The sequence below is a fragment of the Ruminococcus flavefaciens genome, assembly GCF_900119075.1.
Classification (GTDB): domain Bacteria; phylum Bacillota; class Clostridia; order Oscillospirales; family Ruminococcaceae; genus Ruminococcus; species Ruminococcus flavefaciens_Q.
Genome location: NZ_FPIP01000001.1, coordinates 245,241 through 271,499, shown reverse-complemented (window position 1 = coordinate 271,499; position 26,259 = coordinate 245,241). Strand labels below are relative to the sequence as shown.

The window sequence follows — 26,259 nt, the reverse complement described above, 5'->3', positions numbered from 1 at the left end:
CTTATTAATTATTTGAAAGGTGAGATCCCGATAATGAATTTATCCCAGATGACTAAAGAAGAGCTTGCTTCGTTCAAAAGTGAAAACGAAAAGCTGTACAATGACTTCAAGAGTCAGGGACTCTGCCTCAATATGTCAAGAGGCAACCCATGCAGTGAACAGCTCGCCCTCAGTCTTGATATGCTCAAGGCTTTCGACGACGGCAACTTTATGAGCGAATGCGGCAATGATGTCCGCAATTACGGTGTACCTGACGGTATCCCAGAAGCAAAAAAACTCTTTTCTGAAATGATCGGCGTAAACACCGATGAGATCATCATCTTCGGTAATTCAAGCCTCAACGCTATGTTCTTCGCTGTTCAGTGTGCTTTCAACAAGGGTATCCTCGGCAGCAAGCCATGGTCGGAGTACGACAAGGTAAAGTTCCTCTGTCCTGTTCCAGGCTATGACAGACACTTCAAGGTAACTCAGTTCTTCGGCGTTGAGATGATAAATATCCCAATGACTCCCACAGGTCCCGATATGGACATGATAGAGGAGCTCGTTAAGAACGACGAGACTGTCAAGGGTATCTGGTGCGTTCCTCAGTACTCCAACCCTGACGGCATATGCTACAGCGACGAGACAGTAAAGCGTTTCGCTGCTCTCAAGCCTGCTGCTAAGGACTTCCGTATCTTCTGGGATAACGCTTACTGTATTCATCACCTCACCGACTCACCAAAATATATCCTCAATATCCTCGACGAAGCAAAGAAGGTCGGCAACGAGAACATCGTTTACGTTTTCGGCTCGACTTCAAAGGTTACTTTCCCGGGTGCAGGCGTTGCAGTTATGGGCGGCAGCAAGGAAAATATCGACGAGCTCAAGAAGTATCTCGGCATAAGCATTATCAGCCACGATAAGATGAATCAGCTCCGTCATGTTAAGTTCTTCGGCACATTCAAAAATATGCAGGAGCACATGAAGAAGCACATGAGCATTATTGCTCCTAAGTTCAACCTCGTATGCGATAAGCTCGAAAAGGAGCTCGCTCCTCTCGGTATCGGTCAGTGGACAACTCCGAAGGGCGGCTACTTCATCTCGTTCAACGCTCCTAACGGCTGCGCAAAGAGAATAGTTTCACTTTGCAGTGAAGCAGGCGTAACTCTTACAGGCGCAGGCGCTACTTTCCCATACGGTATTGATCCCGACGACAAGAACATCAGACTTGCTCCTACATATCCTCCGATAGAGGACCTCAGCAAGGCAATGGATCTCTTTGTTATCTGCGTAAAGATAGCAGCTGCTGAAAAGCTTTTGGCTGAATAAAAATATTGCCCTTTCGGTTTGAACCGAAAGGGCTTTTTCATTGATTTGAATCTTAGTATAAATCTAAATTAAATTTTTAGTTTTTAGCAATGTATGGCTAAGTTGCGTAAACGATGATATATTGCGAAACATCCAAGTTATTCTATAATCATTTTAGGCAATATTTTGCAGACTAAGGTAGCTTTGTTGACCCATTGTTGCCCACAATAATAATGAAATGACAGTCGAATACTTCAAAACAGCTTGTACAATCCGTACAAGCTGACTTTTTTCTTCAGAAATCTTACACTTTCAAAGTTTCAGTATTATATTGAGTCGTTCCTTGTTATATTCAGCAGTAATAGTGCCGCCCATGCGCTCCACCAGAGTACGCGCTATGGAGAGTCCAAGACCTGTGGAATGATGTGCAGCTTCGACTGTGTAGAAACGGTCAAAGAGCTGCTCCACATCAACAGCGGAGAGCTTCTTTGCCGTGTTTGAAAATGTTATATCACCCGTATGGGAAAGGGAAATTTCAAGGTCGCCGCCGCTGTATTTAACAGCGTTGTTAAGCAGATTCGAGAAAACCCTTGACAGTGCCGCCTTGTTGACAAATCGTTCCACGCGCTGCTCCGTCAGCTCTATTTTCGGCTCTATGCCGCTGCTTTTCAATGCAGGATAAAAGCTGCTGATACTCTCCGCAAGAAGCTGATTTACAAAGACGTTTTCACACTCCATTTCGGTGCCGTCGGTAACTATGACCGAGTAGCGGAAGAGTTCCTCGGTAAGCTGCTTCATCATGTCGGCACGCTCGTGCATTATGTCAAGATAGCGCTGCTGCTTCTCAGTAACGTCGGTCTTGCCGAACATATCCAGATAGCCGCATATCGCCGTAAGCGGAGTCCTCAGGTCGTGGGATATATTAGTAATGGCATTTTTCAGCTCAGTATTGCCAAGCTCATAGCGAAGCTGCTGTTCACGGACTTCTTTCAGCTGCTTGTTGAGGCTGTCGGCGAGCTTGCACATATCCATGTCGCGGCTTGATATACCAATAAGACTGTTGGTGTCTTTTTTTAATATATCAGGCATTGCAGCTGTGATCTCTTTTGCCGATTTTTTCAAAAGGCAGACCTTGACTGTAAGAAATACGATCACAGCTGCCATGACAAAAAAGATCACATAAATCAACTCAATTACCTCATTTCATATCGTGTTTTCTGAAATAAACTATGGAAAGTATGAGCATTGCCGCTCCTGCTGACATTGTGCATATCGCAGTCAGCCACGGTTTGTCGGGAGCAGTGAGTATGCTCATCACATTCATCTGTCCCTGAGGGAAGAATCGGAATATCAGCTTCGCTGCCTCACTGTCGCTGAGAGCCTCACCGCCGATGGTAGCTATCATCATCATGGAGAACTGCAAAATGAACATTACGGCTACGCTGCGGACGTCCTCTATGATAACGCATATCAGCAGACTCAGGAACATATTTGTAAATACCAGAACCAGTACCAGCAGCAGGTTTTCCAGAACTATATCAGCTTTCAGCGCAGACAGGTCATATGACATGATAGCTGCCGAAGCGAATGCCGCGCCCTCGTATGCTGCAAAGAACAGAACTGTCACGATAGTAAAGCATACAGACCACGAAAGCAGTATATTCACACGGCTGTGTCCGATGATAAGCTTGTTCCGTATAGCTCCGCTTGTAAATTCGGTAGATACATTGAGAGCAATGACAGAACCGATGAAAAACGGCAGTATCACAAGAGCTCCGCTTTCGGGAATAGAGGCGAATACATTGTCCTCCTTGTTGAGAAATACAAACAATACCGCCAGCAAAGCCGTGATGAACATTCCGTAATAGAGTGACTTTGCCTTTAATATCCTTGACATATCAGCATTAAGAAGCTTACTCATCACTGCCACCCCCCACAAGAGAAATAAAGAAGCCTTCAAGATTTTCGTCGCGTTCCGTACAGCTGAGTATCTCGCAGCCCTCTTTCTCGAGCGAAGCCGCAAGCTTTGTGATACTTGGCTTGGCGTAGATATCTATGCTGTCGTCGCCTGTGACATTGTATTCAAGCTTCATATCGTCCAGAGCTCTTACAGCCGCAGAGGTAGCCGTTACCGTGACTCTTATGCATTTTCTGCAGGCTGCTTCAAGCTCCTCTGCGCTCATTTCGCGGACAATAGAACCCTTGTCGATAAAGCCGTAATGTGTGGCAAGCCTTGCAAGTTCGTCAAGGATATGTGATGAGATAAGGACGGTGATATTGCGCTCGCGGTTGAGCTTTAGTATAAGCTCGCGTATCTCTATTATTCCCTGCGGATCCAGTCCGTTTATGGGCTCGTCGAGAATGAGAAAATCGGGATTTCCGCAGAGAGCGACTGCGATACCGAGGCGCTGTCTCATACCGAGGGAGAAATCTTTAGCTTTCTTCTTGCCAGTATTTTCAAGCCCTACAAGCTTCAGCAGCTCCGTTATCCCTTCAAAGCTTGGAAGCCCGAGCAGTCTGTACTGGTATTTCAGGTTATCCTGTGCAGTCATTTCGGGGAAAAGTGACGGAGTTTCCACAACAGCGCCGATACGCTTGCGTGAGTCTGATATTGCGGCATCAGTGTTTTTTACGCCGTAAATTTCAAATTCGCCGTCTGTCGGGAACTGCATACCGCATATGAGGCGTATCAGCGTGGTCTTGCCTGCGCCGTTCCTGCCTACAAATCCGTAAATAGAGCCCTTTGGCACGCTCATGGTCACGCCGCTGAGAGCTTTGAAATCCTTATATTGCTTGCAAAGAGCATTCGTTTTCAGAACATAGTCCATATTATGACCTCCTTTTGTTTCTGAAAACAGTATATCACACAAAAGTTAAGAAACCGGTTAAGGGAACAGTTAAGATAGGGTTAAGATTTTTCCGTCAGCATAAAGCCAATGCCCCAGACCGCTGAGATATATTCTTTTCCTGTTACCGCTTTCAGCTTACGGCGCAGATTATGGATATGTATTTTCAGTGAATCCTCGGTACAATCGGGAGTATCATCGCTGATACGCTCCAGTATGGTCAGCTTTGCCACCACCTGCTCGGGATTCTGCATGAGAAGCTTCAGTATGGCATATTCCGTCCTTGTGAGCTTTATCTCTGTACCATTAACATCAACAGTATGAGTGTCTGTATTCAGCGTTATACCGCAGAAGCTCAAAGCAGCCCTGTCCCTATTGCCGCTGTTTTTTCTGAGCTGTACAGCGATACGGGCAAGAAGCTCCTGCATATCGAATGGCTTGGTGATGTAATCAGCCGCGCCGCCGAGGAGAAGCTCCACTTTGTCTGTAACATCGGCTTTAGCACTTACTATAATAACAGGGATATCCTTTATCTGAGGCAGAAGCTTCTCTCCGCTGAGTCCTGGGAGCATAAGGTCAAGGAGTATCAGGTCTGGCTTTTCTTTTGAGAGCAGCATAAGAGCCTCAGTGCCCGAATATGCCGCGGAAATCGTGTAGCCCTCGGCAGTCAGGGCTTCTGAGAGCATTCCGCTGATATGTTCGTCATCGTCGATAATAAGAATGTGGGACATAGTTCACCTCTAAGCATTTTTATTATAGCATTTATTATATCATTTATTTTAGTGAATTGCAAGTTTGAAAATCATTTGTGGGATTATTTCTTATGCATTGCAGAGCGAACATACCATGTCAGTGGTATATAAGTGCGCCCTTAGGTCAGGGAAGGTTAAAAAGTTGCAGAGAAAAGAGATTTGCAGCAGTGACTATTGCTACGAGGAATCTTAAAAATGCACAAATAAAAAAGTAGTGACAAGTCGGAAAATCTGTGGTATAATTTCAGCAGAGTGTTCGACTGTCGGAAAGGAAAGTTTTATGTACAGACAGTCATTTAAAATCATCACCTCTAATGGAACGGAGGTGAGCTTATGAACATTCAGGAACGCAGAAACAAAGACGGTAAGATAACTTCATATCGTATCAGAGTGTTTGATCACCGCGATACCGAAACGGGTAAGCAATTTTTCAGAAATCTCTCTATTAAATATGACAACAGCAAGAGCGAGAGCTGGAACAGGAAGAATGCTGAGAAGCAAGCTGCAATATTCGAGAAAGGTATAGAGGAACAAACTCTGACAGATTCAAGAATCACTTTTGCAGAATATGCGGAGTATGCTATCAGTATTAAAGAGAAGTCCGACATTACTGAAGGTACAGCTATAGCCTACCGACAAGTGCTCAAAAGTATAGAGAAGCATATCGGTCACATTCAGCTGAAAAATCTCGTACCGAATGTACTGAACAAGCTATACTCCGAGCTCCTTGAATGTGGTAAAAGCAAGAAGCATGTGAGATATATCCATAGTGTTATACGCATAATTCTTGCATTTGCAACAAAAGAAGGTATAATTCCGAAAAATTATGCAGCTTATGCTGCACCGCCCAAAAAGGAAAAGGTAGAGATAAAGGCTCTGACCGAAGAAGAACTTCAGAATTTTTTCAAAGCTCTTTATTCAGAAGGAACAAACTATACCTATCAGGTTTTCTTCAGTCTTATGATAGCAACCGGTTGCCGAATAGGGGAAATCTGTTCACTGAGCTGGGAAGATGTTGATTTCTGCAATAAACGCATACACATCTGCAAGCACTATGTTCAGACTAAAGAGGGCTATGTCATAAAGAAAGGCTGCAAAACATCAAGCGGCGTTCGATGGATTTATCTTGATGCCAGCATCATGAAGATGCTTTCTGATTACTATAATGATTATAAGAAAAAGTTGATCAATAATAGCGGAGAGTGGAACATGGATGAAAAAGCTGTCTTTACTTCTCCGGTTTACTTTGGAGAACATCTCAAGGTAGATGCAGCAAGAAGCTGGCTCACCTATTTTAATGAGCCTCACGGCCTTCCGCATTTCCATCCGCATCAGCTAAGACATACAGCAATCAGTTTACAGCTAAAAGCATTGTAGGGGCGAATATTATCCGCCCGTTTAGGGAACGCCCTCTCTTGCAGGGCGTTTCCTCTCAAAAAAAACAGTCCACCGGACTGTTTTTTTGATTCCCCCTTTGCGGTTACTCCCTGTGGTACAGGGAGATGTCAGCGTAGCTGACAGAGGGGACTCGCTCCTGTTAGGAGCGTCTTCGTAACTGCGGGGTTACTCCCCACAGTGTGGGGAGATGTCGCACGGCGACAAAGGGGACGGGCTTGTTAAGCTTGCCCCCCACCAGAGGCGCCGCCTCTGACCTTACCGGTACGTCCCCTCTGTCCTACGGACATCTCCCCATTTTATGGGGAGTCACTCCGCCAAAGGAACACAGTCCATTTGGCATCCCGTTCATAGGCTCGGCAAGTTATCGCGTTACACTTTTATTCAGCTAACAATAATTGTTGCTGTGACCTTTTTATTTGCCGCAGAAAGCTCCGCTTCATCGCTTAAATTCAGAACAGGATCGCCGTTTCCGTCAAAAACAACTCGCTTGATACGGGTATGTCTGCACGGATCATACAGCGGATCCTTGTTATAGGTTCCGCAGCCCTGTGAAGCATGGCTGTCGGGACGTGCATGATACACGATAAGCAAATTTCCTTTCTCATCGGTCACAAAGCTGTTATGGCCAGGTCCCGACTTGCCCTTGACATCGGCTGTTGAAAGCACAGGCTCTGTCAGCTTCTTCCAGCTCTTTGTATCCATAAGATTTGAATCAATATCCGCTTCAAGCCTGCCTACGCAGTATTCCGAACCCGTTCCCGAAGCCGAGAAGAATACATACACTTTTTTATCCGTTTTCAGAACCGCCGCACCCTCGTTTACACGGTTGTTTACAAGCTCCCATTTATACTCGGGCTTGGTGAGGAGTATGGGCTTGGATATGAGTTTCCACGGCTGTGCAGGATCAATCTCTGCCATGAACAGCGAAGAATCGCCCTTTATTTCTGCCCATATAACATAGTGCTTACCGTTGTTTTCAAAGTAAGTCATATCAAGGGAGAAGTTCGCAAAGGATTCGCTGTCCCCTGCACTTGCCTGCATTTGTCCGCACTCCGTCCAGTTTCCTGTGTAGGGATCACCGTCACATTTCAGTACATAGGGACGAATCGCCCATATATCTCCGCTGGCGCCTGCCGCAAAGAACATATACCAAGAGTTTCCTATCTTGTGCATCTCGGGAGCCCAGATATGCTTGGCAAGTATGCCGCTGGTATGTGCTTTCCAAATGGTCTTTTCCTCAGCATTGGCAAGTCCGCCCACGGTATTGCTCCTGCGGAGGATTATGCGGTCATAGCCCTTATCCACGCTGCCGTAAGCAGGATAAGAAGCCGTAAAATAGAAGTATCCGTCACCGCCGTCCACCACATAGGGATCGGCTCTTTCTTTTATAAAGGGATCGGCATAGAGCTCCGCGCTTGACTTTACCGTGCCGCTTACGGTGTAAGTTCCAGCCTTTTCAGTGTTGACATTACTGACAGCAGAGCTGTCCCAGTCAACGCTCAGTTCGCCCCTGCCGCCGCCTGTGTATGTCGCCGTGACAGTCTCAGGCATTTTCAGCGGTTCGCCAGCCCTTACATTTACTGTAGGATTCTTTATTCCTGTGTTTATAGGAGTAAGACCTGCCGAGGGATATGCGCTTATAAGCGCGTTGTACTGGTCACCGTTTATAGGGATAACATATCCGTGACGGGGCGTAAAGTTGAAGCTGTAGCTGTTTCGGCTGACAGTTTTGAAGTTCTCAAGGTCAGTGGTCTCCTGCATTACATAATAGCCGTTGCCGTATGCGTCGGACATCATCAGCCACTTGTCGGTTCCGATAAGATTATAGATATTCGGCCCCTCAACGCCGATATCGCCCTCAGATACCTGCTTTATCTCGCTGTAAGGACCGCTTGCGTGGTCGGCTGTGGCAAGATAAATACGCTTGTTTGTCTCGTTCTTGTAGTACATATAGTACTTGCCCTTCTGATAAATGATATCGGAGTCGATAGCGTCGTTGCCGTTCTTTGGAGCAAAGAGTAGCGCCGGCTCGGTATCGAGGCGCTTCATGTCCTTACTGTAGGCGTAATACATGATAGTCCTGTTGTCACGTCCGGGTACTCTCGCCGCAAAGTATATCATGTAGGACTCCTTTTCTGGATCGTATATAGCCTGCGGAGCCCACGCACGGTCAGCCCCCTGCATAAGAGGATATTTGTTTGCTATTTCAATGCTTGTCTCATCGAACCAGTGTACAAGGTCGGTGGACTTGGCGCTGAGAAGATTACGGTTGCTGTTCCAGCCAAGGGAGGACTTCATATCCGTGGCAAGCATATAGTAGAAGCCGTCCTCACCCTTGAAAATATAGGGATCGCGGAGACATTCAGTGCCTACGCTGGACTTCCATACAGCTCCGCCGCCGTTAAGCGCCTTGAAATTGTAGCCGTCAGTGCTGACCGCGTAGGAAAGGCGCTCCTGCTCGGGAGCATTGCCGAGGAAGTATGCAAAAAGATACGCCACATCAGGCTTTTCGGTGGAAATAGTGCTGTAGGTCTGTATATCGGCTTGTTTTCCGAGGATATAGCCTGTAAGCAGGACTAAATCCGCAGTATTTACTGCTCCGTCGCCGTTCATATCGGCAATTGCAGACATGGTATCATCGAAGCTGCTGATAAGTCCGCGCTGCATTATGATACGGTCAAAGCTGTCCACAGCTCCGTCAAAGTTAAGGTCGCCGCAAACGAACCTGAAATCGCCGCCAACAGGACGGATATAGAACTTCTGTCCCTCGCCCTTCCAGTAATCCCACTGGTCAATGTTAGCGCCGTTTTCATAGCTTATGTCATAGACGTCCAGAGCCGCGTTGCCCGAGCACTCCGCTGTGATATAATATGCGTCATCTGTGCGGTGGAGTAAAAAATGCTGAGCCGCAGTATCCTTGTACTCCGAAAGATAGATGTTGTTGCCGTTGGTGGAGTCGCCGTTTTCCACAGTAAGAGCAAGACTTCTGTCCTTGCCCGAAAGTATACAGCATTTTCCGCTGCCTACGCTTTCAATGTGCCATATCTGTGATTCGTCGCCTAACTTCTCCCACTGGTGGACATTTCCGTCATTTGCCGCTGTTATGTACTTGCCGCTGAGCCGAACCATGATAGTGTAGTCCGCTCCGCTGATGACTTCGCCGTATTCGTCTGCGAAGTCCGCCGTCACCGCCGCCTGCGCGGTAACAGGACAAGCCGCAAATACAAGCGCAGCGGCGCTTGCAGCTGCAAGCAGCCTTTTCAGTCTGTTCATTCCCTAAACCTCCTCTATTTACTTTTTTTCTTAGGCAATGGCAGTTCGTTTACCATTGCCTCAAATAATTCCTTAAGAAAAGCCTTGTTCTCGATATCCTCCACAAGAAGCATTTCCTTTGCGCCCTCATAGGGAAGTTCAAGGGACACATCGGGCATGAGTGCTCTTGCAGTTTTCGTGTTCTTCACAAGAAATCTGTCATCGTAGATTCCGCCGATGACTCTGCCCTGATAGTAGATAATGAACTCCCCCATCATAGCACGGTATGTTATGTCGTTAAGCTCTGAAAGCTGTTCAAGTACGTATTCAAGATAATTCTTTGATGATGCCATTGTTTACTCCTTTTTTCGGGACGTCGAGGACGCCGTCCCCTACTGATCACTAATAACTAATCACTATTATTCTATACTATTTTATCCCAAAAATCAATAGTTTTTTGTGCTTTATTGTATCTTATGGCACAAAAAAGCTCCGACACAAGGTCGGAGCTTTTAATGTTGAATTTTACTTTATGAGACCTATGCCCCAGATCGTGAAGCTGCCGCTTCCGGTGATAGAAACGTTAAGGTCGCCTGTAGTATCCTGATAGTAGCCGAGCTCTGCGTCAGGACCACCCCATGTGTACTGCTTGTTGCCGTTGATCTTGGTAGTCTTGCCGTTTACAGTAACATTGATGCTGCCCATACCCGAGCTGTTAGCCTTGAATACAACTATGAAGCCCTTACCCTGTGTCTTGAATGTCATAGGACTTCCGCCATTAAGAGTGTAGGAGTATGGCAGTGAGTTATAGCCTGTTCCTGCCTTCCATGAACCCGCATTGAAGTTTGTGAATGTCTTCGGATCAACATTTACGCATGAAGCGTACTCTGCCCCGTAAACGTACTTTGTAGGCTGTGTGTAGCCTGCGGACTGATTCTCAGTCTTTAAAGCCTGACGAACATAGTAAGCCATACAATCTGCTACAAGCTGTCCGCCCTTCTGATGTGGGTGGTACTCGTCTGTGTAGTAGTCGCTTGCCTGAAGGAATTTACTGTTGAATGCCTTTGTAAGAGCGTCGTCCATGCTGATTACAGGGATATCGAAGTTCTTACCGATAGGATACATCTGTGCCTGACTTGAGAAGCCGCCCTTTGAACGTGTGATAACGATACCAACGGCAGGCTCGTTAGGCATATCAAGGAACTTCTTGATACAGCTCTCAAAGCACTTCTTGTACATGATATCCTCGTGATCGTTTACTGAAAATTCGAGGAAGATGATGTCAGGCTTCTGCTCGACTATCTGCTTCTCGCTGCGGACAAGTCCTACAACGGAAGATGTTCCTGAAAGACCTGCGTTTATCTCCTTGAAGCTGCCCTTTGCAAAGGTATTCTTAAGGTAATTGGAGAAAGGTGTTGTGTAGTTCTTGCCCTCAGTGATAGAACCGCCGAGGTAAGCTACTGTGAGAGACTCGCCGTTTTCAGCTGCTGCCAGCTTCTGGGTGAGTCGGTATGTGTTGCCCATGTGCTTTATTGAGCTCTTGTAGAAGTCGATATACTGAGCCGAAGCTGTCTCCTTGTAGTTATCCCACTTGGAGGTATCGTAATCGGGCTTCTCGGGCTCTGGCGGCTCGGGCCATTCGCTTATCTTACCGATAACAAAGGACTGGATAAGAACAAGGTCAGCTGTTTCAAGCTTGCCGTTCTGGTCAACATCAACAGCTTTAAGGTCTGAACCGCTTGCAGTGCCTGCAAGGAGAGCCTTTCTTGCTGCTACAAGGTCGAATGAATTTATAGCTCCGTCGAAGTTAGCATCACCGAGGATAACTACCTTCGGACCATCTGCGCCCTTTATCTCTGTGCCGCTCTTTGCGCCTATTGCTTCGTCAATATAGAAATCGATATCGGTATCGACTGTCTCTACATAAAGCTGGAGGTCTGTTGCGCCAGCAGGGATAGTGTAGCTCGGATTTGCAAGCTGTACCCAGTCGCCTGCTGTTGTAGAAGCAGAAGCTACCTCGCTGTACTGTGCGCCTGTACCGTCATTGTACTGAAGAGTAAGTTTGAACTTCTCCTCAGAGCCGCCGCTCTTGTACATAGCATTTACAGCAAAGCTGTAGGTCTCGCCTGGCTTGAATGTTGAAGTATCAAGAGCCTTTACAGCGCCGTTCCAGTTAGCTGTTCTGCCTGATACGCTCAGTGAGCCTGTACCTGCGAACTTCTCAGAGGTGGTCGTATCAACTGTGGCTGCACCTCTTCCTGCCCAGTCGCCAACGCCGCTGTCAAATGTATCGTTGAAGTAGTAGCCGTTCTCATCAGGCTCTACAGCTGTCTTTGGCTGCTCCTCAGATGTGCCGGGATCCGGATTCTCTCCGCCGTCATCGTAATTCTCGTAAACTCTTACGCTCTTTACGTTAGCTGAGCCGTTGGACCTATAGCCCTCGATATTGAGAGATACTTCATAGAGAGTACCCGACATATCAAGTCCTGCCTTAGCCCAAGCGTCGAAGTGCTTGCCAACATGGATAGTGCCCTTCATGTTGTTCTGAACATTGTCCCTTGAACCGCTTGTCTGACGGACGCTCCAGTACTGAGGGAATGTCTGCGTACCGTCAAGTGAAGGCTGATTGTAGCGCATTGTCTTGGCAATGTCATAGGTATTTCCATCGAGAGTTACCGTGCCTTTTCTCTCTGCGTCACCTGCGATAGGTCTCCAGCTGCCCCAGCCCTCTACGATGTAGTACTCCATGAGAGGCTTTCTTGTCCAGCCGTAAACGCACATATAGGAATTTCCTCTCGGCGAATACTCAACATCGTAGGTAAGGACGATATTATTGCCTATGTCCTTGTAATTGAGCTTCTTGCTGTCGTAATTCTTGCCCATACGAGCGAGGAAGTTCTCGATGTTGCTCCATGAACAGGTAAATGAGCCTGCCGAGGGCTTCATTGACGCCTGTCCCTTGCCGTTCTGATTCCACATTTCGTAGTCATATCCGCCTATGTTGCCTCTGTCCTGCGCATCGGCAGCCTTAGCGGACATTGTGCCTATTTCGGGGAAAGCTGTGTTGCCTACCAACAGCAATGCAGACGCTGTTACAGCAGAAAGCATTTTCCCCAAAACATTTGAATGTTTCATTAGTATCACTCCTTTAAAAATACAAATTTCTCCAATCATATTATACTTTACCTAATAAAATATGACAACCTATAATTTACATATATGGTGGACATTTCAAAGATTGAACGTGAAATTCAGCGTTTTGCACATCGGATATCTTGATGTTTTGTGTAAAAATACAAAACCGTGTCCATATGCAAAGGTGCACATGAACACGGTCGTAAATACTATTTATTTTTGCCCACAGCAAGCTCAACAGCGCGGTACGCTCCGTTGTAAATGCCTGTTTTCTTGGCATCGAGAATGTATCCGCACATCTTTTCGATGATATCCCTGCCGTGCTGTATCATGTCTATCATAGCAGCTGTCTCCGCAGGCGTCGAGCACTCATATGTACCGTCGCCTATCTCGGCAGCGCGGATAGCTCCCCATGCCTCATGACCGCCAACGCGCTTTATCATAAGCTTTGGTATTGGGTAAAACGCCAGCTCACTGGGCTTTGTGATGAGAACGTCGCTGCACCTCATAAGCAGATTTGTGGAGTAAACTGCGGCAAAAATATCCGAATGACAGAAAGCGTGGATACCGCTGACTTCGCCGCTGTAAGCTCCCTCGCAGAAGCTTGCGGTCTCGTCGAAATCGTCGAAATGCTCGTGAAGAAACGGCTTCATCTGCGGAACTGCGGCAACAAGCTCATGCCATACCTTTGAATGGTCGCCCACATTTATGAAAAGCACAGCCTTTCTCGCCTTTATAGCAGGAAGAAGCTTTCGGATAACAGTGATGAATATCTCCTTCTGTGCGCCTGCTCCGCCTACGGACATGAGCCAGCGTACAGGCTTTTTGCTGTTCACTCTGTTGATACGTTTCTGACAGTCAGCCTCGATATTGCTTACAAGCTCATGGTCAATAAAATGTCCTGTGTAAGCTATAGCCTCCTTGGGCATAGGCTTGAGCTGACGCTTCTTGTCCATTCCGCGGAGAGCTCTGTAGCCGAGATAAGCGGACGGAGTCTGTACCGCATGGACAGCTCCCTCGGAAAGGTGGAGCGCCATGGGCCAGTTGTCGGGAACAGCGTTTACCACATGAGTGAGCCCTGCGTGTATCGCCGCCTGTGAGGGCCATACATGAGTTGCTACATAAGGGATATCCTTTGGCAGCTCTTTGAAAACAGCCGTCATAAGCTCTGCTGTTTTCTGGTCGGAGCTGTTATAGGTCAGCTTGCGGAAGCCCTCGCTGTTAAGAGGCTCCCATACTATCTTGTTGAAAAGCGAAAAGCGCTGAGACAGACGTGAGCCAAGAGAATACAGCTCATTCTGCTGGGCGATTATCTTGCCGCAGGACGCCTCCTTGAATGAGTGCAGGTCGAACCAATAAGGCGTATAGCCCATAGCATGAGCTGCCGAAGCTATAGCCATGGATATCCTGTAGTGTCCGAAGCCCATGCGGATATTGCCTATAACAAGGCTCTTATCGTCAAACTTGCAGGTGCTCTCCTTACCGATGACTATTTTGCGGACTCCAAGCGGCTTTCCTACCGCAGGAGCTTCAACCTCGGCAAGGTGGTATACAGCGTCGGAATCGTCGCCGTATTTATCAATGAATTTTGCTTTTGTCTTAACTGCCTTTTTGTAGGCTTTTCGGGATATTTCATTGCCAAAGATTAATTTTGATCTGTCCATAAAAATACCTCCAAGGTCTTGACAAAATGCGTAAAATATGATACAATTATTTTAACAATGATAGACCGTCTATCATCTGATATATAGTCTATCACAAAAAAGGAGGTTTGTCAAGTGGAAAACGCATTTTCGCAGGATAATTTGAAAAATCAACGATTCGACAAAGCAGTGGAAGTCAGCGCTCAGCTCTTCCTCAAAAACGGCATCGAGTCTGTAAAAATGACCGATATCGCCAAGGAAAGCGGCGTCGGCGTAGCTACTCTCTATCGCTATTTCGGCACAAAAAACGGTATCACTATCGCTGCCATGACCTATATGTGGAACGAGCTCAACAAGATGTTCAGCGGTATCTTTGAATCCGATGTCTTTCTTGCTCAGTCAGGCATAAAGCAGGTCAATGACCTGATGAGAATGTTCATAGTTCTCTACGAGGCACACCCGGGATTCATGAAGCTTCTCTCGGAATTCGACCTTATGCTCATGTCAGGTGATATCCCCAAGCAGGATCTGAAAAACTACGAGAAGTCTATCATAAACTTCTACCCCGTTTTTGAAAATGCCTATCTGACGGGACTGTATGACGGTACGGTCCGTGAGATACCCAATATACGATTATTTTACCTTTCCTACGCACACACTCTTATGGAGCTCAGCAAGAAGCTCATTCAAGGGGAGCTTCTCCCGGGCGATGACTTCTCTCACGCTGTTGACGAGCTCGGGACGATCATTGAGACAGCCGTTTTCTTCCTTAGAAAGGAGTGAACCTTATGGAGAACAGAAAAGTTGCAACAAACAAGATATTATGGATATTTGCAATAGGTCAGCTTGGCTGGTCTTTGCTTTCGGGAATCATCGCAAACTGGCTCGTATTCTTCTATCAGCCAAGTCAGGAGGAGCTTGCAAAAGGTCAGCTCCAGTTCATACCAAAGGGCACTTTCATAGGTCTAACTGCTATCGGTATCATCACAGCCTTCGGACGTATCTTTGACGCTGTGACCGATCCGCTTATTGCAGGAAAGTCCGACTCATTGAAGCACAAATGGGGCAGACGTATCCCCTTTATGCGCTTTGCCGCTATCCCCTTTGGCGCAGTAACAGTTCTCATGTTCGTATCACCCTTTGAAGCAGGCAGCTTCGGAAACGCAGCAACTCTTTTTGTATTCGCCATGATGTTCTACTTCTGCATGACCTGCTACTGTACTCCCTATAATGCTCTTATACCCGAGCTGGGCAGCACTCAGAACGCACGAATAAATCTTTCCACTTTTATTTCGGTTACTTATTTCTTTGGCACTGCCGTTGCATACCTCGTTCCGAATATCGCAGGTATGTTCCTCGAAAGCATGGGCTACGCAAACAGCTACCGCGTAACTATAGCTATACTTGCGGCTGTAGCTGTTATCTGTATGCTTGTCCCTGCATTCCTTATCGACGAAAATCAGTACGCAGACACCACTCCCAGCAAGAGCTCAGCATTCAGTTCGCTTCTTGCCACATTCAAGAACAAGGACTTCCGCATTTTCGTATGCTCTGATATCCTCTACTGGGTAGGTCTGACGCTGTTCCAGACAGGACTTTCATTCTATATAACCGTTCTTCTTGGACTTGATTCGGGCATGACTTTCCCACTGTTTGCAATAATGACAGTTGTTTCACTGGCATTTTATCCGCTGGTAAACATCTTCTCAAAAAAGCTGGGCAAAAAGAAGCTCATAGCATTCGCGTTCCTTTTCTTCTCCTTTGCTTTTCTCGTTACCGCAGCCGCTGGTATCCTCGCTATACCGCCATTTGTATACGGAGTTATCATAGCTGTTCTCGCAGCTATACCAATGGCTATACTGGGCATACTCCCACAGGCTGTAGTTGCTGATATATCAGAAGCAGACAAGCTCGACACAGGCGAGAGCCGACAGGGTATGTTCTATGCTGCACGCACCTTTGCATTCAAGCTGGGACAGTCCCTTGCAATGCTCATGTTCACAAGCATCGCTCTTATCGGCGGCGATGTTGAAAAGGGCGAGTCGGGCTACGGTCTCGGATACCGCCTCACAGCTCTGTTAGCGGCAGGTCTCTGCCTGCTTGGCGGAATAGTTTTCCTCAAATACAACGAAAAGAAGGTCATTGACCGTATCGAGGGAGGACAGAAAAATGCTTAAATTCAAATCCCTGCAATTCCTTTATAATGACGGCGAAAACGACTTTATGGCAATAACCTCCAGCTCTGTGTGCAACGAGCGCATGAAGCTTGAAATTAATACCGACGGCGATGTTTTTACCGTAAAGCTCAAAGCAAATGACGAAATAACCATTCAGAAGCTGTGTGCGGAGTTTGAATATGACTTCAGGGACAGCGATAAGATATTCCTAAACGGCTATCAGTCGTGGACAGATTCGGTGGAACGTCCTGTTGACGGAAAAATGCGCGGTATCGGACATATTCCCTGCGCTATCCGTGAAAAATACGCCTTTTCACAGTACGGCGACTATAATTTCGCAGATTACGGCGACGATATGCACGGCTGGTCATACGGCTATATCCGTAATGATACTAACTATATCTTTATCGGCTCTCTTGCCGAAAATACAGGCTTCACACAGCTCATCACCCATGTTGACAAGGGACTTGTCTCCCTGAAAAAGGACTGTTCGGGCGTTACAATAAACGGCGAATGGTGCGCAATAAAGCTCCTTATCACCGAGGGCGGCGAAGCAGAAGTGTTTGACAGGTACTTCTCGGAGCTCGGAGTAAAGCCAAGGGCTGCAACGCCTATCTTCGGCTATACAAGCTGGTATAACCACTATCAGGATATAAATGAAAAAACTATACTTGACGACCTCAATGGTCTGGACGCTCTCACCTGCAAGGCTGACGTTTTCCAGATAGACGACGGCTGGCAGACCGCAGTCGGAGACTGGCTGTCCGTTGATGATAAAAAATTCCCCGAGGGCATGAAAAAGACCGCCGACGATATAACCGCCGCAGGTCTTATCCCCGGAATATGGCTTGCTCCATTCGTCTGTGAGGAAAGCTCCGATATTTTCCGCAATAACAAGGAGTGGCTGCTTCTTGACGACAAGCAGGAATACGTCAGGGGCGGCTCAAACTGGAGCGGCTTCTATGCGCTGGATATCTATAATCCCGAGGTTCGGGAGTACATCAAATACGCTATTGAGACCATAGTCAAGGAATGGGGCTACAAGCTTCTGAAGCTTGACTTCCTCTATGCCGCCTGCATAGTACCGCGGCGTGACAAGACTCGCGGACAGATAATGGCTGAAGCTATGGACTTCCTCCGCGAATGTGCAGGAGACGCCATGATACTTGGCTGCGGAGTTCCTCTTGCTTCGGCATTCGGCAAGGTGGAATACTGCCGTATCGGCTGTGATGTAAGTCTGGACTGGAACGACAAGCCGCACATGAGACTAATGCACCGCGAGCGCGTCAGCACAAGGAATACTATCCTCAACACTGTGTTCCGCAGACAGCTTGACGGACGGGCTTTCCTGAACGATCCCGACGTTTTCCTGCTCCGTCCCTGCAATAATTCCCTTTCAACCGAGCAGAAAAAGTGCCTTGCAGAGGTCAATGCCCTCATGGGAAGCGTGCTTTTTACCTCCGATAACTTCTTCGACTACACTGAGGAAGAAACAAAGGAGCTATCGAAAATACTGAAAATAAGGGACGCTGAAATAATTTCAGCCGACCTTGACGATGATACCCTTACCCTGAGATTCAGGATAGGCGAAAAGAAGTACATAAAACGCTACGATATGTGACAGAACAGGCTGACCTTCCACGGAAAGTCAGCCTGTATCCATAGCCGCGATTTGTCGTTTTTTGTCGCATTTTGTCGAAAAAAGCAGTATAAGAGAGGTGATATCCTTGAAAAAAGATGATCCAATCAGAAAGTATCTGCTCTTTATGCTTTTATCAGCCGCAGTTATCGGCGCTGTGATATTCTTCTTTTATGTAACGGATAAGCCTGAAAATACACGAAATACTGTAACAATAATCCCAAGAACAGAGGATATATCCACAGAATACACAAAGACTTCAAAGACATCGACCACATCAAGATCAAAGACTACGACACGCAAAACCACTTCTCATACTTCAAGGACTACAGCTGTTCCGACTACTGCCGAATTTGTCAGACTTGATATCAATTCCGCCGGCGCTGACGAACTGACAAAGCTTAAGGGCGTTGGAGAAGTCCTTGCGCAGGAAATAATAAGCTACCGCGAAAACAGCGGCGGTTTCAGAAATATCGAGGAGATAATGAACGTAAAGGGTATAGGCGAGAGCATTTTCGCTGATATCCGCGACCATATCTACGTTATTGATCCGATTTATGATGAGCCAGAGGAAGAGCCTGTCATCGGCGACACTCCCGATGTTGAACAGGAAACGGAACACGTTCCCACTCTTGAAGAACTTGCTCCCATTAACATCAATACCGCAGAGCGAGATATCCTGACGCTTCTGCCTCATGTGGACGAGGAAATCGCTGACAGGATAATAGATTTCAGAGAGCGTGCAGGCGGATTCCGTAACGAATATGAGCTGCTGCTCATAGACGGGCTTTCACGAAGCGATGCCGCTGAAATTATGGAATATATAACTATTGGAGACGATGAAAAAGCCCCTTGACCTGATATCAAGGGGCATTAATGTGTAAGCAGGGTAAGCCTCTTATAAAAAGTAAGCGAGCCTGCGAGCGCCAACGTAGTTGGGCGCACAGGCTCTGTGCGGATACGCCTGACTGGAATCGAACCAGCGCACACCGCGTCGGAGGCGGATGCTCTATCCACTGAGCTACAGGCGCATAAATAATAATACTATAATATTATATCAAAAACTCTTGAAATTTGCAAGCATTTGTGCTATAATTATAAAAAATAAATTAGGAGGGAACGTTTTGGGGAACTACATTTATTTGATAGTTGCACAAACAGGCACCAGACCTGCAAGGTTCTTCAAATTTTTCACCAAAAAGCCTTATAATCACGTTTCTCTTTCAGGCGATATAGAACTTTCCGAGATGTACAGCTTCTGCCGTACTTACCGTCCTTTTCCGCTTCCTGCTACCTTTAACAAGGAAATAGTCGGTCAGGGCACACTGGGACAGTACCACAATATACCATGTGAGATATATCGCATCAGCGTTACTGACGAACAAAAGGAAGCATATAACAAGATAATCCACCATTTTGAAGAATACCGCAAGGTGTATTCGTATAATCTGCTCGGTCTCCTTGCAGTTTACTTCAATATCGAATGGAAACGCGAGCGGAGCTTCGTCTGTTCGCAGTTCGTAGCCTACACAATGGATAAGATAGGAATACCGCTGGAAAAGGCGTTCAGCCTATATAAACCTGATGATTTCAGGAGTTTCCCGGGTGCAGACCTTATCTATACAGGCGAGCTGAACACTTTCTACTATACAAGGCAATCCAAGCTATATACATAATGATATGATATAAGCCGCCGTTCTCACCTCGTCAGGTGAGAGAAGATAAGCTCCGCAGTAAGCCTTGCTTTCAGGAGCTATCCCCGATATGCTGAACTTAGCGCTGTGGTCAAGAAGCTCAACCGAGGCTTGTCCGCCGCTTATTACAGCTCCCGCAGGTCGGATATCTTCACCGCTGAGCCTGTTGTAGGAATTGGCATAACAATTGATAAACATCCATGAGCCGCCGCTCAGAAGCAGATATAAAAAAACTGCTTTGAGGGCGGTGTTTTTATTTTTTCTGCGCATATTATCTCCTTTTCATGGAATTGAGAAGCTGTCCCAGCGACCTGCCGAAAAGCTGTCCCGCAAACTGCACCTGTCCCAGAGTATTGCCGTGAGAGCCTACCTCTATGAGGAGACTTCCATTGGTAAGGTCCTGATTATAATGCCTGTAATCGAATAATATGGGACGGGTAAAGCCCTTGTGGTCGGACTCCAGCTTGCTTTGCAGAGCGCAGGCAAAGTGGAAATTCTCCATATAATTCGGCATACCGAGAGTGCCGTCGTCACAGCCCGATATTATCATTATCTGCGCCGCTTCTTTGCCGTCCACTTCGATAAACGGCTGATAGGCAACTCCGTCACCGCCGATAGCGTCCCTGTGAATATCGAGAACTACCTTTATACTCGGGTACTGCTCCAGAATCGGCGTTATAGTATCGCGGCTTCTGCCGTATGAGCCGTTATAAGAGGGATAATCGTGTATCTCCCTTGCATGGATAACGCCTATCCCCTGCGCTTCAAGCTCCGCCTGTATGGCGTCCCCAACCATGACAGCATTCTTCGTCGGATCGGTAGTCCTGTAGTTGAATGATGTATCGTAATTATCGCGGACATAGGGCTCAAAGCTCTCGGTAGTATGAGTGTGATATATCAGCACCAGCGGTTCATCGGTATCCTTTACCGTGAAATTGGGGAGATAGCCGCTCTCCTGCATAAGAGTTTCGTTGGGGATATCGGTCTTGTTGTTGACCTGTCCGCCGCCCTCCAAGTCAAAAAAGGAGTTGCCGCTGTATTCGCCGTAGGTCGTGCGTATTATCTCACCGTCACTGCCCCAGCTCTTGGGGTAGGGCTTTGCGCCTGCGTCATCGGCACGGGTGTCTCTCGGATCGGGCAGGCGCAGATACTCCTGATTCTCAGCCTTTTCATCGCACACTCCGTAGCCCACCGAAAGAGTCATCTTCCCCTCCAGAAGCTCGTCTTCACGGACGATACGGCTGATAGTTTCGCTGTCTGCTTTATGTGGAGCTGCCGCAGTTTCCGTATGAGTTATCAGCTCCTTTGACGAAAAGAAGCTGTCTCTAATGCCGAATGCTCCGTGAACTGCTGCTGCCGCCGCAACAGGCAGCATTACAGCCGCTATGCACCTTACAGTACCGCTTTTTCTTCTGCGCTTATGGCGTTTCATACACTCACCTCACTTTTTTCATCTGAGATAAGTATATTCTCCTATCGGCGCGAGTATGTCCGTAAATTACGGTCATTTTCCGCACTTTTTCGGCATATTATGCAGAGAGGTGATATTCATGTACAGATGTCTGCGGCTCGGCAGGCTTATGCGCCATATTTTTACAGCTGCACTTATCGTCAGCTTTTTTGTCATCGGCTCACGGCTTTCCCTTGCAGCTGCCGAAAAAAGCCGCGAAGCTCCCGTGTCGCTCCCTGTGATAATGTACCACAGCGTATGCGAAAAGCCCCCTGCGGACTACATAGTCTCTCCCTCACAGCTTGACGCAGACCTTGAATGGCTTGAATCTCACGGCTTCACGGCAGTCAGCGCACAGCAGCTCATTGACTACACCAACGGCAAGGGCAGCCTGCCGAAAAAGCCCGTGCTCATAACCTTTGACGACGGCTTTTACAATAATCTGTCAATTGCCCTGCCGCTTCTCAAAAAGCATGATATGTGTGCCGTTGTATCTATTGTTGGCAGATATACCGACGATTATGCAGCCGCCGATCCTCATGCGGACTGCTACTCTTATCTCACATGGGCGGATATCTCGGAGCTTGCCGCCTCGGGGCGCGTTGAGATAGGCAGCCACACCTACGATATGCATTCCCGAAACGGACTGCGGCAGGGCTGCGCTAAGCTCCCCGAGGAAAGCAATGATGATTACACATCAATTCTTCGCACAGATATAGGACTGCTGAAAACCGAGCTTCACGATAACTGCGGCATTGTGCCTGCGGTATTTGCCTATCCTTTCGGAGCTCTCAGCAAGGAGAGCCTGCCTGTGCTCCGTGACAGCGGCATACTCATGACTCTCACCTGCCGTGAGGGCATGAACACTATCACCCGCAAGCCTGACTGTCTATACGGTATATTCCGCTATAACAGGAGCGGTCTTCTCACCACTGAGGAATACATGGAACGGATAACAAAAGAGCTCCCCGTGTAATATCGGGGAGCAGTGTTTACTATGCAAAAACGGGCAAAAATGTCAGCGTCAGGTCGTCTATACTTCCGCCTGAGGACTTTCTCGACGATGAGCTTCTTGATGAAGAACGTGAAGATGACGATGAACCAATTCTGTAGCGGTTCTTCTCGATTATCTCCTTGCCGAAGAATTCATCAAAGCTGTCGTAGCCGCTGTTCTTCCAGTACTTATCGTACTTAGGATCGCGGTACTTCTCGAATCTTTCGGGAATAGTGCCGTCTCTGTCGTAATCCTCTGTAATCTGCTGCTGGTGCTCTGCGAAGTACATAGCGTCAGGCATTATCTTGTACATGATAAAGCCGTAATACGCAAAGAATATTCCTGCAAGCACCGAAAGCACGATACCGATTATAGCAAAGGCTGTGCCCTTTCTCTTCTGCACAAGGGATATGATAGCAAAAATGATACAAAGGGGAACTGTGATTATGCTAAGGCAGGTGCAGCATGGTATGATATTGACAAGCGCCATAACAAAGGAAGCGATAGCAAATCCGCCGCCCTTGCGCTCGTCACGGGGCATATTATAATTGCTGTTATAATTGCCGTACTGATTATTGTTCTGATATCCGCCGCCGTTGCCGTTGTTATTGTATCCGTTATTGTATCCGTTGTTGTTATAGCCGTTATTATATTGGTTATTTCCGTAATTATTGTCCATTTAAACTTCTCCTTTACAGACTTGTCTCCCAGTTCCAGTTGCGGACTTCAAGCTCCTCAAGATTATAGGGAGTTTTCTGATATACGCAGTAATTCAGCCAGTTCGAGAACATAAGGTTTGCAGTGCATCTCCATGAGAATACAGGCATATTATTGGGATCGTCATTCGGGAAATAATTATAGGGTATCTGTATATCAATGCCCTTTTCCACATCTCTCCTGTACTCGTTGGCGATAGTATCCCTGTCATACTCGGAGTGACCTGTGATGAAGTACTGCCTGCCGTTTTTATTTGCAACGATGTGAACTCCAGATATCTCCGACGAGGTCAGTATCTCAAGCTGTGGTATACGCTCTATATCCTCTCTGCGAACCTCGGTATTGCGTGAATGAGGAACATAGAATATATCGTCGAAGCCTCTCAGGAGCTGACAGTTGCTTACCTCAGCCCTGTGAGGGAAAATACCGAACATCTTCTGGTCGAGAGTATATTTCGGGATACCGTAATGATAGTAAAGTCCTGCCTGAGCCGCCCAGCAGATATAGATAGTGGAGAAAACATGAGTCTTTGACCACTCCATGATATTGGTTATTTCCTTCCAGTAATCCACCTGCTCGAAGTCAAGAAGCTCCACGGGAGCGCCTGTGATTATCATTCCGTCGTAGCGGTTGTCGCTTATCTCATCAAAGGTCTTGTAGAAAGAATCCAGATGATGACTTGATGTATTTCTCGAAACATGAGAAGCCATTTGCAGAAGCTCAACGTCCACCTGTAAAGGCGTATTACTGAGCAGTCTCATGAGCTGGCTCTCGGTCTCTATTTTTTTGGGCATTATATTGAGTATAATGACCTTAAGCGGACGGATATCCTGATGCTCCGCCCTTTCCTTGGACATTACGAAGATATTTTCTTCTCCAAGAGTCTTGAATGCTGGCAGCTCTGACGAGATCCTTATCGGCATTCAAAATCCTTCCTTTCATACATTATCTTTCTTATTCTTGCAGCTCTGACAGCCATTCATAAAGCTGTCAAGGTCGCCGCACTGTCTGCTGTCTCCGCTTATGAAGCGGAGCTTTTTAAGATTGTCGAACTTGCTGTCGTCGGAGAGCTCGAAAAGCATATGCTTTATGCCCTTTAGAACGCTTTTCAGCATGACCGAGCGCACCATTCCGTCGCAGAGCATAAGGTCTCCGCCATCGTCATAGTCGTAGACCACAGTCCTTTCAGCTCCGTAGGAATAGGCGATGAAGCCTATTACTTCTCCCCTGTCCAGAGCCTCGGTAATATGGAGCTCAGCACTGCCTGAACGCTCCGAGAGCTTCTCGTAGCCGACAGTGTCGAACCTTTCCTGTATCTCCAGCATATTACTTCTCCTTGCCGATAGCGTTTCGTATAGCACGAAGTTCCTCGGCAGTAAGCTCGCGGTAGGTACCCGGCTTCAGCATACCCAGTTTAAGAGGTCCTATGCTGATACGGCGAAGTCTTGCAACTTCCAGTCCCACAGCCTCGCACATCTTACGGATCTGGCGGTTTCTGCCCTCTTTTATAGTCATGAGCAGAACTACCCTGCCCTCAGCCTTGTCCTTGACAACTACCGTAGCAGGCATAGTTTTTCTGCCGTCTATCTCAACGCCCTCGGACAGCCTTACAAGCTGCTCGTCAGTGATGTCGGGGCGTACAGTTACGCGGTAGGTCTTGGAAATATGTCTGCTCGGGTGCATTATGCTGTTGGCAAATTCACCGTCATTTGTAAAGAGGAGAAGTCCCTCGGAGTTCCTGTCAAGACGTCCGACAGGATAAACGCGCTCCTCGACATCTTCAAGGAGGTCCATGACGCAGCGTCTGTCAAGCTCGTCGGAAACCGTAGTAACATAGCCTCTGGGCTTGTTCATCATAAGGTAAACGAAGCTCCTCTTGCGCGGCATGGCAATACGCTCACCGTCAACGGTGATAATGTCCTTGAAGCCGCACTTGTCTCCCAGCTTTACGGGGTGACCGTTGAGCTTTACCCTGCCCTTGGTTATGAGCTCCTCAGCCTTTCTGCGTGAGCAAACTCCACAGTCGGCTATCATTTTCTGAATTCTTATTTTTTCCACTGTAATCCTATCCTTAAGGGGAGAAAAATCTCCCGAGATTTTCTTTTATTTTCGCAAACAGGCTTTTCCTGTCCGCACACTTTTTTTCAAAGGCTATATCCTCGTCGGCATATAAGGGGACTGTTTCCACCTCGCGTCCCATGAAGCTTACACGGAGCTTTCCTGCTTCTTCTCCTGCATTTATGGGAGCGTACAGAAAAGGCTGACCAATGACCGTGAATTCAAAGTCGCTGATATCACCAGCCGCTGTAGTCACGGAAATGGTGCTCTCTTTGGCTGAAAGATGAAGCTTTTCACTGCTTCCGCCCACTATATCTGCGGAAATATCCGCAGGTAGCGGAACTTCCTGAGTTCTTGCGGTCTGAAAGCCATAGTCATAAAGCGCCATATGATCGTTCCAGTCGTTGCGGTCATTTAGCGTCACGCAGATAAGGTCTTTTCCGTCACGCTCACAGGCTGATACAAGACACCGTCCTGCTTCATCGGTAAATCCCGTTTTTACGCCGTAGACTCCGTCATACATGGTCAGCAGCTTATTGGTGTTTTTCAGCCACCGCTCATATGGAGGATCCCCGAATCTCAGCTTAAGACTTGTCTGTGAGCATATCTCGCGGAAGATATCGTTTTTCAGAGCTTCACGGGCAAGCAGAGCCATATCCGCAGCCGATGAGCCGTGCCCCTCTCCCTCAAGTCCCGAGGGCGTAACGAAATAGGTCTTGGAAAGTCCCATTTCACGGGCGCGTTTGTTCATAAGCTCTGCGAATTTTTCGATACTTCCCGAAATCTTCACAGCCGCCGCATTAGCAGCGTCATTTCCCGACGGAAGGAGCATACCGCAGCAAAGAGCATACTTTGTGACGGTATCGCCCTCACGAAGTCCCATGGACGAGCCCTCAACCTTTATGGCTTCGCTGTCCACTATAAATTCATCGTAAAGCCCGCCGCTTTCAAGGCACAGCAGAGTTGTCATTATCTTGGTCGTGCTCGCTATGGGGAGCTTCTCTGCGGCATTATGAGCATATATGACCTCTCCCGTATCAGCAGAGATGACTACAGCCGCCTTTGCCGATATTTCAGGCGGTTCAGCTCCATGGGCGTTCAGACCGCCAAGAGTACCGCAAAATATGATAAATGACGAAAAAACTGCAATTGACCTTTTCACAGGCACACCTCCGCACAAAAGCTATGCTAAAGGATATGCCGATATATCAGCTTTT

23 protein-coding genes and 1 tRNA gene are annotated in these 26,259 nt (G+C 47.3%); 8 read left to right on the top strand and 16 right to left on the bottom strand.

Annotated elements, in window-relative coordinates:
• Window positions 1–33 precede the first annotated feature (33 nt).
• Window positions 34–1,308: an aspartate aminotransferase type Ic gene (locus tag BT105_RS01165; RefSeq protein WP_072299021.1), complete on the top strand. Its 1,275-nt coding sequence runs from the start codon at window positions 34–36 to the stop codon at window positions 1,306–1,308.
• A gap of 291 nt (window positions 1,309–1,599) precedes the next feature.
• Here the strand turns inward: BT105_RS01165 and BT105_RS01160 are convergent, their stop codons facing one another.
• From BT105_RS01160 to BT105_RS01145, 4 genes are all read right to left on the bottom strand, one after another.
• Window positions 1,600–2,451 (bottom strand): sensor histidine kinase, encoded by an 852-nt coding sequence (locus BT105_RS01160; RefSeq protein ID WP_177243903.1) that lies wholly within the window; start codon window positions 2,449–2,451, stop codon window positions 1,600–1,602.
• A gap of 34 nt (window positions 2,452–2,485) precedes the next feature.
• A complete protein-coding gene (locus tag BT105_RS01155; RefSeq protein WP_072299019.1) occupies window positions 2,486–3,208 on the bottom strand; it encodes a hypothetical protein in 723 nt (240 codons plus the stop codon).
• Complete coding sequence (locus tag BT105_RS01150) at window positions 3,201–4,115, bottom strand: ABC transporter ATP-binding protein (RefSeq protein ID WP_072299018.1); 915 nt, start codon at window positions 4,113–4,115, stop codon at window positions 3,201–3,203. The genes BT105_RS01155 and BT105_RS01150 overlap by 8 nt, the downstream gene beginning before the upstream one ends.
• Before the next feature lie 80 nt (window positions 4,116–4,195).
• On the bottom strand, window positions 4,196–4,864 hold the full coding sequence (locus BT105_RS01145) for a response regulator transcription factor (protein ID WP_072299017.1): 669 nt from the start codon (window positions 4,862–4,864) through the stop codon (window positions 4,196–4,198).
• Window positions 4,865–5,218: 354 nt separating this feature from the next.
• Between BT105_RS01145 and BT105_RS01140 the strand changes: the two genes are divergently transcribed.
• On the top strand, window positions 5,219–6,262 hold the full coding sequence (locus BT105_RS01140) for a tyrosine-type recombinase/integrase (RefSeq protein WP_072299016.1): 1,044 nt from the start codon (window positions 5,219–5,221) through the stop codon (window positions 6,260–6,262).
• A 402-nt stretch (window positions 6,263–6,664) separates the two neighbouring features.
• On the opposite strand, the gene BT105_RS01135 is transcribed toward BT105_RS01140, so the two are convergent.
• From BT105_RS01135 to BT105_RS01115, 4 genes are all read right to left on the bottom strand, one after another.
• Window positions 6,665–9,556 carry a family 43 glycosylhydrolase gene (locus BT105_RS01135; RefSeq protein WP_072299015.1) on the bottom strand — a complete coding sequence of 964 codons (2,892 nt, stop codon included), beginning with the start codon at window positions 9,554–9,556 and terminating at the stop codon, window positions 6,665–6,667.
• Between the two features lie 14 nt (window positions 9,557–9,570).
• Window positions 9,571–9,888 (bottom strand): TfoX/Sxy family protein, encoded by a 318-nt coding sequence (locus BT105_RS01130; protein ID WP_072299014.1) that lies wholly within the window; start codon window positions 9,886–9,888, stop codon window positions 9,571–9,573.
• Between the two features lie 172 nt (window positions 9,889–10,060).
• Entirely contained in the window at window positions 10,061–12,670 is a 2,610-nt protein-coding gene (locus BT105_RS01125) for a glycoside hydrolase family 11 protein (protein WP_242940061.1), read from the bottom strand.
• 209 nt (window positions 12,671–12,879) lie between these two features.
• On the bottom strand, window positions 12,880–14,334 hold the full coding sequence (locus tag BT105_RS01115) for a DUF6937 domain-containing protein (RefSeq protein WP_072299013.1): 1,455 nt from the start codon (window positions 14,332–14,334) through the stop codon (window positions 12,880–12,882).
• 114 nt (window positions 14,335–14,448) lie between these two features.
• Between BT105_RS01115 and BT105_RS01110 the strand changes: the two genes are divergently transcribed.
• The 4 genes from BT105_RS01110 (at window position 14,449) to BT105_RS01095 (ending at window position 18,985) form a co-directional block, all read left to right on the top strand.
• Window positions 14,449–15,096: a TetR/AcrR family transcriptional regulator gene (locus tag BT105_RS01110; protein WP_072299012.1), complete on the top strand. Its 648-nt coding sequence runs from the start codon at window positions 14,449–14,451 to the stop codon at window positions 15,094–15,096.
• 5 nt (window positions 15,097–15,101) lie between these two features.
• Window positions 15,102–16,490: an MFS transporter gene (locus tag BT105_RS01105; protein ID WP_072299011.1), complete on the top strand. Its 1,389-nt coding sequence runs from the start codon at window positions 15,102–15,104 to the stop codon at window positions 16,488–16,490.
• On the top strand, window positions 16,483–18,111 hold the full coding sequence (locus BT105_RS01100) for a glycoside hydrolase family 36 protein (RefSeq protein WP_072299010.1): 1,629 nt from the start codon (window positions 16,483–16,485) through the stop codon (window positions 18,109–18,111). The genes BT105_RS01105 and BT105_RS01100 overlap by 8 nt, the downstream gene beginning before the upstream one ends.
• 106 nt (window positions 18,112–18,217) lie before the next feature.
• Entirely contained in the window at window positions 18,218–18,985 is a 768-nt protein-coding gene (locus BT105_RS01095) for a ComEA family DNA-binding protein (RefSeq protein WP_072299009.1), read from the top strand.
• Between the two features lie 103 nt (window positions 18,986–19,088).
• Here BT105_RS01095 and BT105_RS01090 read toward each other — a convergent pair.
• Window positions 19,089–19,160 (bottom strand) — tRNA-Arg (locus BT105_RS01090).
• A gap of 93 nt (window positions 19,161–19,253) precedes the next feature.
• Between BT105_RS01090 and BT105_RS01085 the strand changes: the two genes are divergently transcribed.
• Window positions 19,254–19,805 (top strand): hypothetical protein, encoded by a 552-nt coding sequence (locus BT105_RS01085; RefSeq protein WP_028514813.1) that lies wholly within the window; start codon window positions 19,254–19,256, stop codon window positions 19,803–19,805.
• On the opposite strand, the gene BT105_RS01080 is transcribed toward BT105_RS01085, so the two are convergent.
• Together BT105_RS01080 and spoIIP are read right to left on the bottom strand one after the other, a co-directional pair.
• Window positions 19,794–20,093 (bottom strand): hypothetical protein, encoded by a 300-nt coding sequence (locus BT105_RS01080; protein ID WP_072299008.1) that lies wholly within the window; start codon window positions 20,091–20,093, stop codon window positions 19,794–19,796. The genes BT105_RS01085 and BT105_RS01080 overlap by 12 nt on opposite strands.
• A 1-nt stretch (window position 20,094) precedes the next feature.
• Complete coding sequence (gene spoIIP, locus BT105_RS01075) at window positions 20,095–21,255, bottom strand: stage II sporulation protein P (protein WP_072299007.1); 1,161 nt, start codon at window positions 21,253–21,255, stop codon at window positions 20,095–20,097.
• A gap of 55 nt (window positions 21,256–21,310) precedes the next feature.
• Here spoIIP and BT105_RS01070 point away from each other — a divergent pair, with 55 nt between their 5' ends.
• A complete protein-coding gene (locus BT105_RS01070) occupies window positions 21,311–22,249 on the top strand; it encodes a polysaccharide deacetylase family protein (protein WP_242940060.1) in 939 nt (312 codons plus the stop codon).
• A gap of 19 nt (window positions 22,250–22,268) precedes the next feature.
• On the opposite strand, the gene BT105_RS01065 is transcribed toward BT105_RS01070, so the two are convergent.
• From BT105_RS01065 to BT105_RS01045, 5 genes are read right to left on the bottom strand one after another with little or no spacing between them, the layout of a single operon-like run.
• Complete coding sequence (locus BT105_RS01065; RefSeq protein WP_072299005.1) at window positions 22,269–22,946, bottom strand: DUF4190 domain-containing protein; 678 nt, start codon at window positions 22,944–22,946, stop codon at window positions 22,269–22,271.
• A gap of 13 nt (window positions 22,947–22,959) precedes the next feature.
• The gene (gene metA, locus BT105_RS01060) at window positions 22,960–23,907 is read right to left on the bottom strand and encodes a homoserine O-acetyltransferase MetA (protein WP_072299004.1); all 948 of its coding nucleotides are present in this window, start codon (window positions 23,905–23,907) and stop codon (window positions 22,960–22,962) included.
• 15 nt (window positions 23,908–23,922) lie between these two features.
• A complete protein-coding gene (locus BT105_RS01055) occupies window positions 23,923–24,309 on the bottom strand; it encodes a hypothetical protein (protein ID WP_072299003.1) in 387 nt (128 codons plus the stop codon).
• A 1-nt stretch (window position 24,310) separates the two neighbouring features.
• Window positions 24,311–25,042, bottom strand: coding sequence for a pseudouridine synthase (locus BT105_RS01050; RefSeq protein ID WP_072299002.1), 732 nt, complete (start codon window positions 25,040–25,042; stop codon window positions 24,311–24,313).
• Between the two features lie 13 nt (window positions 25,043–25,055).
• A complete protein-coding gene (locus BT105_RS01045; RefSeq protein WP_072299001.1) occupies window positions 25,056–26,204 on the bottom strand; it encodes a D-alanyl-D-alanine carboxypeptidase family protein in 1,149 nt (382 codons plus the stop codon).
• Window positions 26,205–26,259 lie beyond the last annotated feature (55 nt).